We start from the raw sequence: 17,943 nt of genomic DNA, 5'->3' as shown, positions 1-17,943 counted from the left end.
TAATTAACTTTATTAATAAAGTTATATCAAGTAAAAAATGAGAATAAAATAATATATAATTTAAAATAAGTAATACAAAATAGAAAACTATAAAAATTTAATTTAAAATATATTTTCTAAATAAATAATTATATAGAAAGTTTTCAAAAAATAATAACAAAAATAGACATAGATAGTCAAGATATACTATCTAAAAATATAGATGAATATTATATAACTAAAGCAGAAAAAAACACAAAAATAACTTCTGTAAAAAACGAAGAATAAAGAATAAAGTTTTCTTATTAACTTTGGGTAGAAAATAGTAAAAAAGGAGAAGTATGATCACGGTTATTTTATCAGGAGGACTCGGAAACCAGATGTTTCAGTATGCAGCATCACGTGCTTTGAGCCTAAAAAAGCAAACCGGACTATCGATCGACACCTTTTTGCTCAGAAAGAAGACAAAAACGACAATAAGAAGCTTTGGTCTCGATGTTTTCGATATAAAAACCGAAGAAAAGGGGTCTTTGAAGACTAAGATCATCACAAAGGGATTCTCTTTCTATAACAAATACAATCTGAATCGGTTTATTTTTAAGGTATTCAACGTATTTCGTGATCAAAAAACGATTATATACGACAATAGATTTGAGAAAATATCGAAGAATTCGACATTATTCGGATATTTTCAGAATGAAAAGTATTTTAAAGCCTTTTCTGACGTTCTAAGGAATGATTTCGAATTCATCGTACCTATCGATGAAAAGAATAGCAAAATCATCGAAGAAATGGCATCTAAAGAGTCCATATCTGTGCATATACGCAGAGGTGATTATCTAAATCCGAATGTCAATCTGGCGTTATTGGATATCAGCTATTATCAAAAGGCAATAGCTTACATAGCTGAAAAAAGGGAGAACCCTCACTTTTATATTTTTTCGGACGATATGAATTGGGTGAAGGGAAATCTTGAATTACAAAATATAAATCATACATTCATAGACTGGAACGAAGGTGAGGATAGTTTTCGCGATATGCAATTGATGAGTCTCTGTTCACACAATATAATTGCAAACAGCTCGTTCAGCTGGTGGGGAGCATGGTTAAATAAAAACCGAGACAAAATAGTAATTGCCCCATCCATCTGGTATAAAGCAGATAAAAACAATAACCCACCCGAAGGTTTCATTCCCGAAGGATGGACAATTTTATAATCTTACAAAAAACACATGCCCAAAATTTCTGTCATACTCCCCGTTTATGATGCTTCCGCTTATCTGGCGAGAGCAATTGACAGTATTATCGGGCAAACTTATACCGATTGGGAACTTATCGTTATTAATGACGGATCAACCGATAATAGCGAATCCATCGTAGTTAATTACTCCGATAACCGAATTAATTACTACAAAAACGAGGTTAATTCCGGACTTATCTTTACTTTAAACAAAGCCATCGGCCTGTGTTCAGGAAAATACATTGCCCGGATGGATGCCGACGATATTGCATCACCCGAAAGATTCGAGCGGCAAATAGATTATCTGGAGCAGAACTCCGGATGTTCGATGTGCGGAACTTTTGCTCATATAATAGACAAAGACGAAAATATTACCGGAAAAATAATTCATCAGACCGAAAATAAATATTTGCAAATAAATTTACTTTTCTCTGTACCTTTCGTACATCCCAGTATGATGATCCGAAAAGAAGTACTGGAAGAAAACCAATTCGATCAAAATTATCTTCATGCAGAAGATTATGATCTTTGGTGCCGTATCGCCCGAAAACATATTGTTGGAAATATTCCCCAATTTTTACTGATGTACCGATGGCACGATAGGAATGTCTCGGTTCTCAATTCTCAACGACAAAACGAAGCAAAAGAAAAAATTATACGCAGAGAACTGGAATTTATTGGATTAAACCCGGATGAGAAAGAAATATTCCTGCACAAGGTGAGCTTCTCCCAGTTTGACAGCAAAGAGAAAGAGGTAAAAAGTAGCTTTTCGGACTTCGGCGAGCTGAATAAGTGGTTCTCTAAAATTATTGAAGCCAATAAAAAATCAAAAAGGTATGACGAAAACGCTCTTATAGCATTTCTTTGGAGCAGATGGATTGTAGTATGTATAGCACAAAAAAAATACAGGAAAATATATAAACCCCGGTTTGCCCCTTTCAAGATATCAATATGGATTGAAACTTTTAGACAAATAGTGTTTTTATCAAAGAAAAAGTAATCATGACTTATAATACATCCGCGACAATTTCGTAGCTAATCCATCTCCAAGAATAGAGTAAAACAGACGATGCCAACGGCTTTTCTTAAAGGTATGGATATTATAACCTAGCTTTTTTACATCAAGTGCCGCCTGCTCATTATAGAATTCACTTCTGAATCGTGTCAAATATTGCATATAATAATTTACACAAGCACCCCGGACACCTTTACTATCTTCGAGTGAAAGCATTACACGCGTCATAATACGGGTCGCCTCCAACTGCGATTTCACCGCTCTTTCCGAGACTTGTTTGCTCAAACTTTGTGGAGTATTACGATAGAAAACCGTACCCGACGAACAGAAGTAAACTCCTGATGATTTAGCCACAACACGGAAGAAATATTCGCCATCATCATTCAGAGTTAAAGATTCATTCCAACCACCTACCCTTTCTATCAATTCGCGATGAACAAGCCATATGCTTGATTGAACAATATTTCTTTCGCAACAAATATCAACTAAAAGCTCAAGAGGTTTATTGTGTAACTTTGTAGATACCTGTTTATGAGGAATTGCAATGGATGACATTAAATCGCCATCGAAAAGAAGAATGCCTGATGCTACTATTGCGTTTTTATCCCCGATGGATTCGAATATTCTAACCTGAGATTCTATCTTATTATAAGATAACATATCATCGGCATCGAGATATTGGATCAGGCTTCCCGATGATTTCTCGAAGGCGAGATTACGGGCAGCACTTGCTCCTTTATTTTCCTGCCGGAATACTTTGACTTTCCCAGACTCAAAACTGCGGGCAATATTATAACTTTCATCGGTAGACCCGTCATCTACAACAATAACTTCAATATCAGAATATGTCTGTTTTAATACATTTTCTATAGTTGCCGAAATATACTTTTCGGCATTATACATAGGTATTAAAACAGACACTTTCATCGTACTTTATATTCTTTCAGATTAATAGAAACAGGGTGTATTACCCTTGACTCAAATCACGTGACTTATCTCCGAGATACCCGCCATGATGTCTTTTCGCATAATCGGCAGCAGTAAAACCAATTTTGCTCATAGTATCTACAACCAGAATATCACCAATCACGGTCATCATGGTTGTAGAAGTAGTCGGCGTAAGCCCCAAAGAACAGACTTCATCGGGATTTCCGGTCAACAGACAAGCAGCAGCCTCTTTTGCCAAGATACTTTCGGGATTACTTGTGATAACGATAAATTGAATCGAAGGATTCAAATATCTGGCTAATGAAATTAATTCGATTATTTCCCGGGTTTTTCCCGAATTAGATATTAAAAGAATAATATCATTCTCCTGTAAAATACCGAGATCTCCATGCTGAGCTTCACTCGGATGTAGAAATATAGCGGGGGTTCCGGTCGAACAGAATGTGGTCGCAATATTTTGCGCTATCTGTCCGGCTTTACCCATTCCACTGGTTACAAGTTTGCCTTTTTTCCGGTGAACCTGCTCTACTATCAGATCAGACGCTTTATTATAAGCCTCATCAACAGGGATATTTAAAATGGCCTCGGATTCTCTTCTCAGTATCTCTTTAACTTCGTCAACAGTCATTATATTGTGGTACTAATAATCTAAAAGAACTATACTTCTCAATTTGTTTTGAACTTATACTTGACAGCAGCCAATTCTTCGTTCGCCTTTACAATCTTCGATTTCAAATCTTCTTTGTAAGCTGCTAATTTATTTTGCAGTTCTACATTGTCTGTAGATAAAATCTGAAGTGCAAGAATAGCCGCATTCAACGAGCCATCGATACCTACGGTAGCAACAGGAATTCCCGGAGGCATCTGGACTATTGCCAGCAAAGCGTCCATACCGTCAAGCGACGATTTGATCGGAACTCCGATAACAGGCAAAGTAGTCATCGAAGCTATCACGCCAGGAAGATGAGCAGCCATACCGGCAGCAGCGATTATCACTTTTATTCCTTTTTCCCGTGCATTCTTTGCAAAAGATTCTACTTCTTTCGGAGTACGATGCGCCGATAAAGCATTAATCTCGAACGGAATCTCCATTTCATCAAAAAATTTGGCAGCTTTTTCCATCACCGGAAGGTCAGATGTACTACCCATAATAATCGCAACAAGCGGTTTCATATACAGATATAATTAAAATAAGATTTACTAAAGGTCTTCCGACCCATTTATTATCAACTAAGTATAACAAGAATTATCGGTTATAGTTCCTGATCATCATCAATATACCACGTTAAAAATCTTTTATCAAAACATACAAACAAATAAACGCGGTCTATTATCTTAAGAATGAAAACATGAGCCTCAAGCCTCCATAAACAGACCCGTAAGCAAGAACCAGTCCAACCAAAAATCCGACATATACCTGAGCAGCTGTACTTGCTCTCAAATACAAACGGCATACGCCTAAAAGTCCCGCGAGAATAAACAGGATGGCAAACAGGAATACAGGACTGGTTGCTTTTACATGAAAGCAAACAGATAATACTCCGCCTAACAGTCCTCCGATACCAAGCATATGTGCACTGATCTTCCAGAAAAAATTAATAATCAAGCCCGCCAATGCTATTACAGCCGGAGCTATAACTAACCCGATAAACCAAAGCAACACATGAGACTGATAAAAGAAATATGTCAAACTGAGGTTAGATACAATAAAGATCATATAAGGCATTATCCTGTCTACCCGATCGCTCAAAGCCAAATCTCTCACGTATCTCATTTTTAACAGAACTACGGTGAAAAGGGAAGGTATAAAGAAGGTAAAAACCAATACCGGCAATAAGAACCGTAGAGTTTGCCCTACATAAAGGTTAAAAAAATTGGTGTATATAAAAAGTAATACCAAACTATAGAATGGCATTAACAGGGGTTGAAATATAAAAGAGTAAATCTTTGCCAGATTTGTACTTATTCTCCACATATATTATAAGTTTTTACGTAGCCGGGCTACGGGTATATTCATTTGCTCACGATATTTTGCGACTGTGCGTCGGGCAATTATATAGCCTTTCTCTTTCAGAATATCGGCTAGCTTATCATCGGTAAGAGGTTTTTTCGAATCTTCGTTTTCGATACATTCTTTCAGGATCGCTTTCACTTCACGGGATGAAATTTCTTCGCCCGTATCTGTTTGCATCGATTCCGAAAAGAAGTATTTCAAAGGATAAACACCAAAGTTAGTCTGTACATACTTACTATTGCTTACCCTCGAAATAGTCGAGATATCGTATCCTGCCAATTCCGCTATATCTTTTAAGATCATCGGTCTGAGATTGGATTCATCTCCGGTCAGAAAAAAATCATATTGCAAATCTACTATTGCCTGCATAGTACGTTGCAATGTTTCCTGCCGTTGCTTAATCGCTTCTATAAACCACTTGGCCGAATCGAGTTTTTGTTTGACGAAAGCAATTGCGTTCTTAGTATCGGCCGTTACTCCCTTCTTATTTTCAGAATATCCGCGCAGCATTTCGGAATATTCGCGATTGACTCGCAATTCAGGAATATTACGGTTATTGAGGCTCATAAACAATTCGCCATTATAAGCTTCCACGATAAAATCGGGAATAATAGTATTCATTGTCAACGATAAAGCATCGCCCCAATTGTTTCCCGGTTTGGGATTCAATCCGGTAATTACTTGTATAACCTGCTTCAGTTCATCGTCATCAACATTCAACGACCGTTTGATCTTATCAAAATGACGCTTCGAGAAATCATCAAAATAACGGTCCATTATGCGTATCGCATTATTTACAGCGGTATCTTCCGGTAATCGTCTCAATTGTAGTAACAGACATTCCTGCAAATCCCTCGCCCCGACTCCGGCAGGTTCAAAAGACTGTACTTCTTCCAAAATCCTTTTTAAAGATTCTTGCGTAACATCTATATTCTGCTGAAACAGCAAATCGTCGGATATAGCATTTAATGGACGATCGAGATATCCGTTTTCATCGATATTACCAATTATATATTCCGCTATTTTAGCATCATCTTCGCTCAATTCGGTCAGGTGAAGCTGGTCGATCAAAAATTCGTGCAATGATTCTGCCGAAGAAAAAGGAATATCTTCCCTTGCTATCGTCGATGAGTTATTTGCAGTCAAACGGTAATCAGGAATATCATCCTCAGTCAGATAGTCCCCTAACGCTATATCTTCCTGAGTAATATTTGAAGAATCGTCAAAATCCTCATTATCAGAACCATTCTGCAAATCGTCCGAATCATCATGACCCTCATCCAAAGCCGGATTATCGACCAACTCCTGCTTGATTCGTTCTTCAAGTTCGATATTGGGCAATTCCGTCAACTTTATCACCTGCATTTGCAATGGCGATAAGCGTTGTTGTTGCTTTTGCTGTAACTGTTGTTTAAGAGCCATCTATATCTGACTGGTTTAATATATACAAAAATAATAAATAGTTTGGTTGACGCCTAACGAACTCTAAAGTAATATGAAATATGGAAAATACACCCTTTTTTACACAATAAAAAAACGAATGGAAGGGAAAACAAAAACAATAAGAAACTTGTTTAGATTACCATTCGGAGACTAAATGAATGACTACAAAACACCTCTAACCGCATAAATAAACCTGAAAAAATCAGGTAACAATTCAAAACTTATTCTAGCAGATTAAAAACAGTCAATAATAATACAGAACACTCGGATATTACACATTTTTTATATTTATTTCAGACTTTAAAATTACAAATAAGAATATATAAATAAATACATTAAAATCAACCAGTTATATATACCAACGGTATTTTACACAAATATTAACTTTATAAAGACTGAAATAATGAAGATAAAAAAAGGAAAATGAAGAAGAAATACTGCAAAAAAAGAGAATAAAAAAAGCCTCTAAATAAAGATTTAAAGGCTTACTAAACTTATAGATTCTTATTCTTTCAAAAAACTCAATTTAAAATCACTTTCGCCAATTGAAGATCAAAAGGCGTCGTTATTTTTATATTCGTTTTTTCTCCTTCCACCAAATAAATTTTATGCCCGAAAGCTTCCACCACGGAAGCATCATCGGTAAAAATATCCGAAAATTCGACATCATAAGCTTGTTTCAATAGCTTAGTTTCAAACACCTGGGGCGTTTGCACAAGCCTGAATTTAGATCTGTCTACAATTTTACTCTCGTTTTCATCGGTAATTTCACGCAAACTATCCGTTACATCAATTACCGGAATCACCGCCTGATGTACTTTTACCGAAGCGAAGCACATATGCAGTAACTCATTAGAAGCGAAAGGTCTAACTGCGTCATGAACAGCCACAAGTCCATCTCCGACTAAATCCAAAGCATTTTTCACAGAATGAAAACGGGTTTCACCTCCATCAACAACTTCGTGAGGTACAGTAAAACCATATCCTTTACAGAGCGAAGACCAGTGCTCACGATAATCTTTTGCAAGAGCAATAATTATCCGGATCGATTTATCGAAGTTATGAAAAGACTCGATCGTCCTCATCAATACAGGCTTCCCACCGACAACCATAAATTGTTTAGGAAGGTCATTTCCCATTCTCAAGCCTTTTCCTCCGGCTACAATAATTACATTGTTCATCTTTTACTCTATTTCTTCAATTATCTTTTTGATTTGCGCATCCGTTTTATACAATTTATCCTTACAAAGCTTCAGTAATTCTGATGCCTTCTTGATTTCATCGGTTAAAACATCTACTTCGAGATCTCCCGATTCGATTTTATCGAGAATATCCTGAAGCTCATTCAACGCTTCGGTATAACTCTTTTCTTTTTTAGCCATATCTGCAATTTTATATAATTTGTCTCCGTTTTTAATAGAAAGAGGTACTTAACAATACATTTTCAGAGCATAACCACCTATTGTCCTTTTATTTACAAAACAAACAAAAAAGGTCTGAGACTTTAAACTTAGCTATTTTATTCAAACCTTAAAAATAATTACCACCGCAAAATAAAAAAACATATTTACAGCAACCTATCCAACCTATTTACTATTTTTGTCTCTATATGCCTAAACGTTCCAAATTGTTTTATTGTTTAAGTATATATAGAAGCAAAACATAGCTGACTATGAGAAAATCTTTCTTTTTACCTGTTATTGCATTTACAATTGTATTATTTACAAATTGTACTACTCCAAAAGCATTGGTTATTAATGTACAGAAACCGGCAGAAGTAATGCTGTCTGGTAATATAAACAATGTAATAATTACAAACAACCTTGTTACCCAACCCGAATTTATCGGACAAACCACCCAGAAGTACAAAGGAAAAGGAAAGCCCGATCTGGAGGAAGTAACCGTTTCTACCGATAGCTTAGGCATTATCTTGTCGGAATCTGTATACGACAAACTTATCAGCCTGAACCATTTCAAGGAAGTATCTATATATGACCAGCCACTCCGGGAAGATCTTTCATATCTGGAAACACGTCCGATTGATTCTCTCACGGCAAAGGAAGTATGCAATATATCTAATTCAGACGCTATTATCTCCCTCGACAGATTTCTTGTACAATCGAACCTGAAAGAAGATGTAGATGATATTGGCACAAGAGCAAAAATTCTGGATCTGAAAATGAGTGCAGCTTTCAGTATATATTCGAAAGAAGGGGTACAAATTTCGCCATCGTTAAGTATGTCGGACAGTATTTACTGGACCGAACTGTATTATAACAATCACCTTGTATCGGAAGACACACTACCCGGCAGGGAAGAATCTCTAAAAATAGCAGCTGAATACATGGGTGAAAAAATAGCAACAGCACTCGTCCCTTATTGGAAAGAAGAGGTAAGACAATACTTCAACGAATGCAAAGATGCCATTAAACTAACAGAATCTGAAAAATGGGATGAAGCCCGTCAGATATGGGAAACGGCGTATAACACAGAAATAAAAGACAAAAGAAAGGCTCGCCTTGCTTCTAACATAGCACTTAGCTACGAGTTGACTGATAATTTGGTGGAAGCGATAAAATGGATAACATTAGCATCCGACTTATTCGAAAAATCGGCACAAACCAGTATCGATATGCAGAACTACGAATGGGCTAAAGAATATAAAAGCGAACTGTTACAACGATTCAACGAATTCAAAATGCTTGATAAATACAAGCCGTCACAAGATTGAAATTTAAAAAATCCGTTCTACTCCAATACCGGGAAGGTCACTTAAAATGATCTTCCCGTCTTTTATTTTCGTCCCCGAGAAACAATCATTAGTAATAAGCAAAGCTCCATCCAGATCTGCGAATTTAACGGCAGGAGACAATTGGGAAGCCGCAGAGATAGCACAAGACGTTTCGGTCATACATCCCAACATAACATCGAATCCCATTGAAGGAGCAAGTGATATCATCTTTCGGGCTTCATTCAGCCCCGTACACTTCATCAGTTTGATATTAATACCGGAAAAAGCGCCTTTTATCCGTTCCATATCCGAAAGCCGTTGTACAGATTCATCAGCATATATTGGTAACGGACTATGCGATGTAAGCCAGGCATTTCCTTCGAGGTCTCCCTTTTCCATCGGTTGTTCTATCATAACAACTCCTTTTTCTTTTAACCAGAAAATAGAATCCAATGCCTCGTGCCTGTCCCTCCATCCCTGATTAGCATCAATAGCCAAAGGCAAGTCTGTTACAGAACGAATGGTTTCTATCATGCGGCGATCATCCGATCCTCCTAATTTCACTTTCAGTATCTTGAAATCAGATGCAACTTCCACCACTTTACGTTTCACAACATCGTCCCCGTCCATCCCTATAGTGTAGGTTGTATAAGGAGTATTTTGTGTATCGAATTTCCAAATCTGAGCCCACGATTTACCGGCCATTTTACCGACCAAATCGTGCAAAGCAATATCAACAGCTGCTTTTGCGGCAGTGTTACCTTCAGCTATAAGATCAACATAAGACAGGATCTCATCGATCTGTGCAGGATCATTAAATCCGGATAAATCGACTTTTTGCAAGAAATCCATGACCGTCTGCTGAGTCGCACCCAGATACTGAGGAAGCGAAGCCTCTCCATAACCCACAATTCCATTATACTCAAGCTCCACCAAAACGACAGGAGTTGTAGTACGCGAATATGTCGCAATAGTAAAAGGATATTTCAACTGCAACTCATACGGACGCCACGAAAGTTTCAATTTCGACATACTCTGTTTATCGTTATTTTGATTTTGTGAAAAATTCCTTGAAAAAGGCTATTTGCCAATTCATCGCTTTATTCCAGTATTCGGAATTATGTATTCCCGGAGAAACTATATAAGTATGAATAATCTTCTTTTCCAGCAAATCACGGTGAAGGTCTTCGTTTACTTTTATAAAGAAATCATCTTGTCCGCAATCGATAATTAAAGCCGGACTGGTTGCTCGTAATTTTTCCGTATGTGTAGCGATTGTATGAGCATTCCAAACAGATTTGTTACTGATGTATTCGCCGAGTGAGTTTGCCATATTCCAGCTCTTAGGAAAAGGCCGTATATCAACACCGCCACTCATCGAACCGGCAGCACCGAAAACATCCGGATGGTTAATAGCCATCCATAAAGCACCATGCCCTCCCATACTGAAACCGGTAACTGCACGTCCCCTTTTATCGGAAATAGTATTGTAATGTGAGTCTATATAAGCTATTAATTCCTTACTAACGTAAGTATCAAACTGGGTTTTCGGATCTATCGGACTATCCCAGTACCAGCTTACTTTTCCATCAGGGCATACAAATATGATTTGCTGTTGAGTCGATAAGTCCGGTAGATTTGGCTTTAGTTTCAAAAAGGAATTTTGATTACCCCCATGTCCATGAAGCAAATATACAACAGGATATTTTTGGGGAGACGCTCTGTCATAATTCGCTGGCAATATAACCATGTTATTTACGTCAAGAGCCATTTTTGCACTATGAATTTTAACCTGATTTACTTGTTGCTGGGCTATGATTACACCCGGGATTAGAAATAGGACAAAGGCAAATAGCCAAACAAAATTTTTTATTCTCATTATCGATTATATTATAAGGTCACAGACCTGTTCATTACTCAAAATCCAACATTAATATCCTGACGCGAATCCTATTTCTGCTTAGAGAAAGCTTTACTAGCCCATTTGGGAACCAGTATAGCCCCTACAAATAAATAATTGTAATAACTGAGCAAGCGCCACAAAAGTATAATTACAGGTACTAAACCTGCAACGGGAATCAAAGCACTCAAATACTGTTTAAATATGATTTCACTAAGACCGCTCGCACCGGGGGTAAAACTCAATATCATTAATACCCACATCACAAACTGACGCCCGAAAATCAGCAAATGATTTCCCACAGGAAAGAATGCCATGAAAAGGGCATTCACCACGAAAAAGCGCGAACACCATGAAAGAATCGTCGCAAATATAAGAGGTAGCCAATAGGACATGTTTTTGCCACGTATTTCGCCGGAGCTTATAATCAGGTCATTTCCCGCTTTTTCAGCGGCAGCACTCCAACGTCTCAAAAATGGTAACTTAAAAATCTGAATCAAGAGCCATTTTATCGACTGAGGTTTAAAAAACAATCCCGTAACAAGACAAATACACAATAAAAGTTTAACAATATATGCTACGATAAACAGGGATACCACTCCTATCTGAATCGCCGATACTTCGGGAAACAAGTCTGTGACCGGAACAAACAATAACAAAAGGGGAAAAGTGACAACAAAGAACATTTCATCGAGCAACATCGTGATAAATACCATTGCTGTACTTTTACCAACCGGTATTTTTTCTTTGGTCAGAAATAGTATAGCCATGCTCGACCCTCCCACCGACGAAGGTGTAACAGCTGTCCCAAATTCCGCTAAAAGCGTTATTTTCAACGATTGTTTCCACGAGAGGAGCTTTTCGGTCAGATATCTGTAACGAATAGTAAATCCCAGATCACGTCCTACCATCAGCAATAAAGCAATAAAAAACCAGAAAACAGTATTTCCGGTAATATTAATATGTCTCAATTGATCCAGTTGTTCTGCGTTTTCCGATCCGGATAAATCCTTCACAAACATAAAAACAATTACCCCTATCCCAAGGAAGGTAGGAAGCAATATTTTCCAAAGACTAATTCGTCCAGATTGATTTTGCATAAAAGAGTTTATATTTACGAAATACAAAAATAAGAAAAATACGATTGAAGCATCTACTTAAGTAAAAGCAAGTATTTAATGATATTTTTTTAAAAAGATAACCGGTTACTACTATTTTATTTATAGAGTTAACAAAAGAAGGTTGAGTCCTTAAATTAATATTATACGATTTTAATTACATCGCCCTATTCATCGGATAAATTAGTTAACAAACACAAAACAAATCTTAAAATAAACAGACATATAGAATCCTATCAAATGTTAAACTCCTGAAAAAAAGCCTTTTAATCCACGTTAACAAACCATAAATTATGCGAAATAATATTTAAAGATCCGTTCATATAGAAAACTAGTGCTATATTTGTAATACAACACTCAAAAAATATCAAGTCTATGGAGTTCCATAAAAACAAACCTATTTATCTCCAGATCGTAGATGTAATATCTCAAAAGATTGTAACAAAAGAATGGAGAGAAGAAACCAAAATCCCGACAGTAAAAGAACTGGCAAAGGAATTGGAAGTGAATCACAATACCCTTATGCGTTCGCTTGAACTATTGCAAAGTGAAGATGTACTGATGTCTAAGAGAGGTGTAGGGCTTTTCCTTACCAAAGACTCATACAAAAACGCATTGGATTTGATGAGAAGATCTTTTTACGAAAACCAGGTTCCTGAATTTTTTTCTACAATGAATTCGCTCAAAATTACTTTGGGAGAATTAATCGATCTTTACAAAACCAACAAAAGAGTTAGTGAAACAAGCCTGATTTAAAAAGGCACATTCAAAAAAAGAACGGAACGCATGAAATAGTTTTTATTTCATGCGTTCCGTCTTTTAATCAGTTAGTTACACGAGACCTCCTTTAACTTATTAATCCCCAATTATACCTATTTCCGCCCAATCTTCTAAGCTGTTGCTTTAATAATTGGTTCTCACTACGCTCTAAAGCAGGATCGGCATCTATTACTTTCTGGGCAACTTCGCGGGCAAAATACATAATCTGAGAGTCTCTTACCAAATCGGCTATTTTCAGATTAAAAGCAATTCCACTTTGTTGCGTACCTTCGAGATCACCGGGTCCTCTGAGTTTTAAGTCGGCTTCGGCTATTTCGAATCCATCGTTACTTTCGACCATGATATCAATACGTTTACGCGAATCGGCCGACAATTCATAAGGAGTAATCAGTATACAATACGACTGATCGGCACCCCTTCCTACCCTGCCCCTGAGTTGGTGCAACTGGGACAACCCGAAGCGCTGAGCACTTTCGATAACCATTACCGAAGCATTCGGGACGTTCACTCCCACTTCAATAACCGTAGTCGCCACCATTATCTGCGCCTCATTACGCACAAAACGCCCCATTTCTTCATCTTTTTCGGCAGGCTTCATCTTTCCATGAACCTTACAAACAGTATATTCCGGAAATATTTCTTTGATATGCTCAAAACCTTCTTCAAGATTCTTCAAGTCTATCTTCTCGCTCTCTTCTATAAGCGGGTAAACGAAGTATATCTGACGTCCTTCAGACAATTGCCTTTTTATCGAATTATATAAGGCTCCTCGTTTTTTATCAAACTGGTGAATAGTTTGTATAGGCTTACGCCCCGGCGGTAATTCGTCGATAACAGAAACATCCAGATCCCCGTAAACCGTCATAGCCAGCGTACGCGGAATAGGCGTTGCCGTCATTACCAGAATATGTGGCGGATTGGTGTTTTTCGACCAAAGCTTTGCTCTTTGAGCTACCCCAAAACGATGTTGCTCGTCAATAACTACCAACCCCAGATTTGCAAACTGCACAGTATCTTCAATTAAGGCATGTGTACCTATCAGAATACGTATATCACCGGTAAGAAGGCTCGAATGTATCTCTTCCCTTGCTTTTTTTCGGGTCGATCCGGTCAAAAGCTCAACACGGATATTAAGCCCGAATAAGAACTCTTTTACCGTATGGTAGTGCTGTGTAGCCAAAATCTCCGTCGGAGCCATCAGGCACGCTTGAAATCCGTTATCGAGGGCAATCAGCATCAGCATCAAAGCCACCAATGTTTTTCCACTGCCCACATCTCCTTGCAAAAGCCGGTTCATTTGTTCTCCCGTCGCCATATCCTGACGTATTTCTTTTATAATACGCTTTTGCGCTCCGGTTAACGGAAAAGGAAGGTTTTTATCATAAAACGTATTGAAATATTCTCCTACCTGAGTAAATACAAAGCCCTTCAATTTCGCTTTCCGGGCAGATGTATACCTGAGTATATTCAATTGGAGATAGAATAATTCTTCGAATTTTAACCGGTATTGGGCATCGCGCAGTATTTGCGGATTAGAAGGCACATGAACATTCCATACAGCTTCTTTGATAGACATCAACTTAGCTTCGTGAAGAATATAAGCAGGCAGTGTTTCGGGCAAATGGTCGATAGCCGAAGCAAGAGCCGAAGATATAATTTTCTGCATCGCTTTCGAATTCAGAAAATGCTTCTTCATCTTTTCGGTTGTATTATAATAACCGAAAAGCCCCCCGATCTCCGTCTTTTCTTCGATATACGGGTCTATATCGGGATGAGCTATATTGAACTTATTACCGAAAACAGTAGGTTTACCAAAAACAATGTAAGGGCTGTTTGTTCTGTACTTTTCTGTAATAAACTTCGCTCCCTGAAACCAAACTAGATCGACGAAACCGGTTCCATCGGTAAAATGTCCGACCAGTCTTTTATGTCGTCCTTCACCAAACGTTTCAAATGCTGTAATACGCCCTTTCAGTTGAATATAGGGCATATTGCCATCGATCTCATGTACATAAAAGATACGGCTTTTATCGATATATTTGTACGGATAATAATGGATAAGGTCATCGAGCGAATAGATATCCAATTCTTTGTTGAGTATCTCCGCTTTTTTCGGCCCTACCCCGGGAAGGTATTTTATATCGGTATTTGAAATATCCGGCATTCTTATTTATTCTGATTTTTTATTCTTTTCGCTGAAGTTGATATACTACATGCCCTTTAAAATTGGCGCGATCAATTATATCGTAATATTGCATTAATTCGATCGAATCGGCAGGTACAGCCATAAATGAATCGTCTTTATCAACATTTTTAATAATCAATGCCTTTTTATAAGCCGGATCAACTTCTTTAAAATCAAAAATAGGAATACAATTAAAATTTTTCAAATATTGTTGATAGTATTTTTGAGTCAGCCTTATTCTCTCATAATGTTTATGGTTCGGAAACAGGATATTACCGAATGCAATCGCAAAGCTCCGGGTATCGGAATATAAGAAAACAGTATTATCATCAACCCTCTCTTCTGCAAAACGAATAATATCGTTTTGAACGGATTGATCCAGATCATTTGTCTTTTTTTGGAGTATAAACCTGTCGATTGATAAAAATACTAATACTCCGAAGAATACAATCACAATCGCTGAATGCAGCCGTAGCTTATAGTCTAATAACGACAAATGAATGGCAATCGATAAAACCAGCAGCCCCATCAGCGGATTCATATACCGTGTTACAAAAACAGGTTTTACTAAAAACGAATAAGCCACCGCCGTCGATACCGACAGTACGAAAACGATAAAGATCAATTTACCGAAAACACTCTGGTCTTTTTCGTCTTGAGTTAAGTTCCGTAAGCCTTTGATTACGATATATACTATTATCAATAATAAAATAGCGAGAAGAGAAAATTCAAAAGCAAAAGACTTCAGAGGAGCTCCTGTCCCTACAAGATCTAATTCGACTGAAAAAGGGTAATATATATAAATCAGAATATCTTTCAGACGGGTCTGATTGATCCAGTATTCGTCACTCACCTGCTCCATCTGACCGGGAATATTGATAAGCCAGGGTAAATAACCGATAACAAAAATAATTCCGACACCGATAAAGGGTAAAATTCTTTCTTTTTTCCGGAGAATAAGCACAACCAGAAAAAGAAAGTATATATAAAATACACCCATTAATGCATAATAGTGTGTATACGCAGCAGCAAGCGAAAACAGAGTAAGTTTCGCAAAATCCGGCTTAGAAAAGCTATGATAACTCCGGTACGCATATATAGAACTGCACAACACAAAAAACATAGCAAGCGAGTACATCCTGATTTCGGATGCTGCATATTGTGTTACGGGTAGTAAAATCAATGTCAACAGAAATAAAAGCGCGGTTTTATCGCCAAAATCCTTCCTGATTAAGGTACATCCGACTACCATACATCCAATAATCGGTAAGGCGGAAAATACGCGTAATGCAACTACCGACTCGCCCACTATATATGTGTATAGCTTAAGCAGAATATAGTATAACGGAGGATGTACGTCGTTAGCGGTAACATGCCAAAGATGTCCAAACGAATGACGCACAAGATTGATAGTATAAGCCTCGTCATACCAGAATGCAGTATAAAAGCAATGATATAATAAATAACAAGAGCCTATAATCAATAGGCTAAAGAGTAAAACTGTATTTTGGTTCTTATCCTTCAACAGGCTCATATCTAACAATTAAGATTACTTAATTAGAACAAGTAGCCTTGCTCTGTTTCTTTGTGCCGTCCAAGATGTTTATAAGCCAACTCGGTTACTTCACGTCCACGGGGGGTACGTTTCATAAAACCTTCTTTGATAAGGAAAGGTTCATAAACTTCTTCAATAGTACCTCCGTCTTCACCCAAAGCCGTAGCTATAGTTGAAATTCCGACAGGCCCACCTTTAAACTTATCAATAATGATCAGCAATATCTTATTATCTACTTCATCCAAGCCATATTTATCAATATTCAACGCTTCCAACGCATAAGTAGCTATCTCTTTATCAATATTACCCGAACCTTTGACCTGCGCAAAATCACGTACCCTTCTCAACAATGCATTGGCTATACGTGGAGTTCCACGGCTCCTCAGCGCAATTTCATGTGCAGCATTCGTTTTACAGGGAACATCTAATATATCGGCAGATCGGATAATAATATTAGTCAGTGTATCCATATCGTAATACTCCAAGTGCATATTAATTCCGAAACGGGCACGCAGAGGACTCGTCAATAATCCACTACGGGTAGTAGCACCTATAAGGGTGAACGGATTCAGCTCTATCTGTACCGAACGGGCACTGGGGCCTTTATCGATCATAATATCGATACGGTAATCCTCCATCGCGCTATACAAATATTCTTCCACAATAGGTGAAAGCCGATGGATCTCGTCGATAAAAAGCACATCATTAGGTTCGAGCGAAGTCAGTAAACCTGCCAAATCACCGGGTTTATCCAGTACTGGCCCTGATGTTATTTTAAAGCCCACCCCCAGTTCATTCGCTATAATGTTTGACAAGGTAGTTTTTCCTAATCCGGGAGGGCCGTGCAGTAATGTATGGTCGAGCGATTCGCCACGCATACGTGCAGCAGTGACAAAAACTTTCAGGTTTTCGACCACTTTGTCTTGTCCGCTAAAGCTCGAGAAGGTTAACGGGCGAAGTGCATTTTCAAATTCACGCTCAGTTCCGTTCAATTTCTCATTATGCATATTGAAATCTTCACTCATGATTTTATAT

The 17,943-nt window shown here is 37.7% G+C and carries 16 protein-coding genes and 1 pseudogene; 4 read left to right on the top strand and 13 right to left on the bottom strand.

Annotation, left to right across the window (positions count from 1 at the left end; all coding sequences use genetic code 11):
* The first annotated feature begins 320 nt into the window (after positions 1 to 320).
* Positions 321 to 1,196 carry an alpha-1,2-fucosyltransferase gene (locus BUC12_RS17640; protein ID WP_062178621.1) on the top strand — a complete coding sequence of 292 codons (876 nt, stop codon included), beginning with the start codon at positions 321 to 323 and terminating at the stop codon, positions 1,194 to 1,196.
* A 15-nt stretch (positions 1,197 to 1,211) separates the two neighbouring features.
* The gene (locus tag BUC12_RS17635) at positions 1,212 to 2,219 is read left to right on the top strand and encodes a glycosyltransferase family 2 protein (protein ID WP_062178619.1); all 1,008 of its coding nucleotides are present in this window, start codon (positions 1,212 to 1,214) and stop codon (positions 2,217 to 2,219) included.
* Here the strand turns inward: BUC12_RS17635 and BUC12_RS17630 are convergent, their stop codons facing one another.
* The 7 genes from BUC12_RS17630 to xseB form a co-directional block, all read right to left on the bottom strand.
* A complete protein-coding gene (locus tag BUC12_RS17630; RefSeq protein WP_062178616.1) occupies positions 2,220 to 3,161 on the bottom strand; it encodes a glycosyltransferase family 2 protein in 942 nt (313 codons plus the stop codon). It lies immediately after the preceding gene.
* 40 nt (positions 3,162 to 3,201) lie between these two features.
* A complete protein-coding gene (locus tag BUC12_RS17625; protein ID WP_062178613.1) occupies positions 3,202 to 3,810 on the bottom strand; it encodes an SIS domain-containing protein in 609 nt (202 codons plus the stop codon).
* A gap of 38 nt (positions 3,811 to 3,848) precedes the next feature.
* Positions 3,849 to 4,355 (bottom strand): 5-(carboxyamino)imidazole ribonucleotide mutase, encoded by a 507-nt coding sequence (gene purE / locus BUC12_RS17620; RefSeq protein WP_062178609.1) that lies wholly within the window; start codon positions 4,353 to 4,355, stop codon positions 3,849 to 3,851.
* A 157-nt stretch (positions 4,356 to 4,512) separates the two neighbouring features.
* Complete coding sequence (locus BUC12_RS17615; protein ID WP_139262111.1) at positions 4,513 to 4,956, bottom strand: hypothetical protein; 444 nt, start codon at positions 4,954 to 4,956, stop codon at positions 4,513 to 4,515.
* Positions 4,957 to 5,160: 204 nt separating this feature from the next.
* Complete coding sequence (rpoN, locus tag BUC12_RS17610) at positions 5,161 to 6,618, bottom strand: RNA polymerase factor sigma-54 (RefSeq protein ID WP_062178603.1); 1,458 nt, start codon at positions 6,616 to 6,618, stop codon at positions 5,161 to 5,163.
* Between the two features lie 542 nt (positions 6,619 to 7,160).
* Positions 7,161 to 7,820 (bottom strand): 2-C-methyl-D-erythritol 4-phosphate cytidylyltransferase, encoded by a 660-nt coding sequence (locus BUC12_RS17605; RefSeq protein ID WP_062178600.1) that lies wholly within the window; start codon positions 7,818 to 7,820, stop codon positions 7,161 to 7,163.
* 3 nt (positions 7,821 to 7,823) lie between these two features.
* Positions 7,824 to 8,021, bottom strand: coding sequence for an exodeoxyribonuclease VII small subunit (gene xseB, locus BUC12_RS17600; RefSeq protein ID WP_062178597.1), 198 nt, complete (start codon positions 8,019 to 8,021; stop codon positions 7,824 to 7,826).
* A 290-nt stretch (positions 8,022 to 8,311) separates the two neighbouring features.
* Between xseB and BUC12_RS17595 the strand changes: the two genes are divergently transcribed.
* On the top strand, positions 8,312 to 9,370 hold the full coding sequence (locus BUC12_RS17595; protein WP_062178594.1) for a DUF6340 family protein: 1,059 nt from the start codon (positions 8,312 to 8,314) through the stop codon (positions 9,368 to 9,370).
* Between the two features lie 3 nt (positions 9,371 to 9,373).
* On the opposite strand, the pseudogene BUC12_RS17590 reads toward BUC12_RS17595, so the two are convergent.
* The 3 genes and pseudogenes from BUC12_RS17590 to BUC12_RS17580 all read right to left on the bottom strand — a co-directional run.
* A pseudogene (locus BUC12_RS17590) lies at positions 9,374 to 10,396 on the bottom strand (dipeptide epimerase); the annotation flags it as partial.
* Positions 10,397 to 10,415: 19 nt separating this feature from the next.
* The gene (locus tag BUC12_RS17585; RefSeq protein ID WP_070808572.1) at positions 10,416 to 11,249 is read right to left on the bottom strand and encodes an alpha/beta hydrolase; all 834 of its coding nucleotides are present in this window, start codon (positions 11,247 to 11,249) and stop codon (positions 10,416 to 10,418) included.
* Between the two features lie 71 nt (positions 11,250 to 11,320).
* Positions 11,321 to 12,370, bottom strand: coding sequence for a lysylphosphatidylglycerol synthase transmembrane domain-containing protein (locus BUC12_RS17580; protein WP_062178591.1), 1,050 nt, complete (start codon positions 12,368 to 12,370; stop codon positions 11,321 to 11,323).
* Between the two features lie 393 nt (positions 12,371 to 12,763).
* Between BUC12_RS17580 and BUC12_RS17575 the strand changes: the two genes are divergently transcribed.
* The gene (locus BUC12_RS17575) at positions 12,764 to 13,144 is read left to right on the top strand and encodes a GntR family transcriptional regulator (RefSeq protein WP_062178587.1); all 381 of its coding nucleotides are present in this window, start codon (positions 12,764 to 12,766) and stop codon (positions 13,142 to 13,144) included.
* A gap of 91 nt (positions 13,145 to 13,235) precedes the next feature.
* Here the strand turns inward: BUC12_RS17575 and recG are convergent, their stop codons facing one another.
* From recG to ruvB, 3 genes are read right to left on the bottom strand one after another with little or no spacing between them, the layout of a single operon-like run.
* Positions 13,236 to 15,332 (bottom strand): ATP-dependent DNA helicase RecG, encoded by a 2,097-nt coding sequence (gene recG / locus BUC12_RS17570; RefSeq protein ID WP_062178584.1) that lies wholly within the window; start codon positions 15,330 to 15,332, stop codon positions 13,236 to 13,238.
* Between the two features lie 19 nt (positions 15,333 to 15,351).
* Positions 15,352 to 16,887 (bottom strand): glycosyltransferase family 39 protein, encoded by a 1,536-nt coding sequence (locus BUC12_RS17565; protein ID WP_062178580.1) that lies wholly within the window; start codon positions 16,885 to 16,887, stop codon positions 15,352 to 15,354.
* Between the two features lie 23 nt (positions 16,888 to 16,910).
* The gene (gene ruvB / locus BUC12_RS17560; RefSeq protein ID WP_062178577.1) at positions 16,911 to 17,933 is read right to left on the bottom strand and encodes a Holliday junction branch migration DNA helicase RuvB; all 1,023 of its coding nucleotides are present in this window, start codon (positions 17,931 to 17,933) and stop codon (positions 16,911 to 16,913) included.
* Positions 17,934 to 17,943 lie beyond the last annotated feature (10 nt).

The organism is Indolivaga macrotermitis (genome assembly GCF_900128985.1).
In the GTDB taxonomy this organism is placed as follows: domain Bacteria; phylum Bacteroidota; class Bacteroidia; order Bacteroidales; family Dysgonomonadaceae; genus Dysgonomonas_A; species Dysgonomonas_A macrotermitis.
Note: the sequence above shows the minus strand (reverse complement) of the source record. Positions and strands in the feature narration are given on the sequence as shown.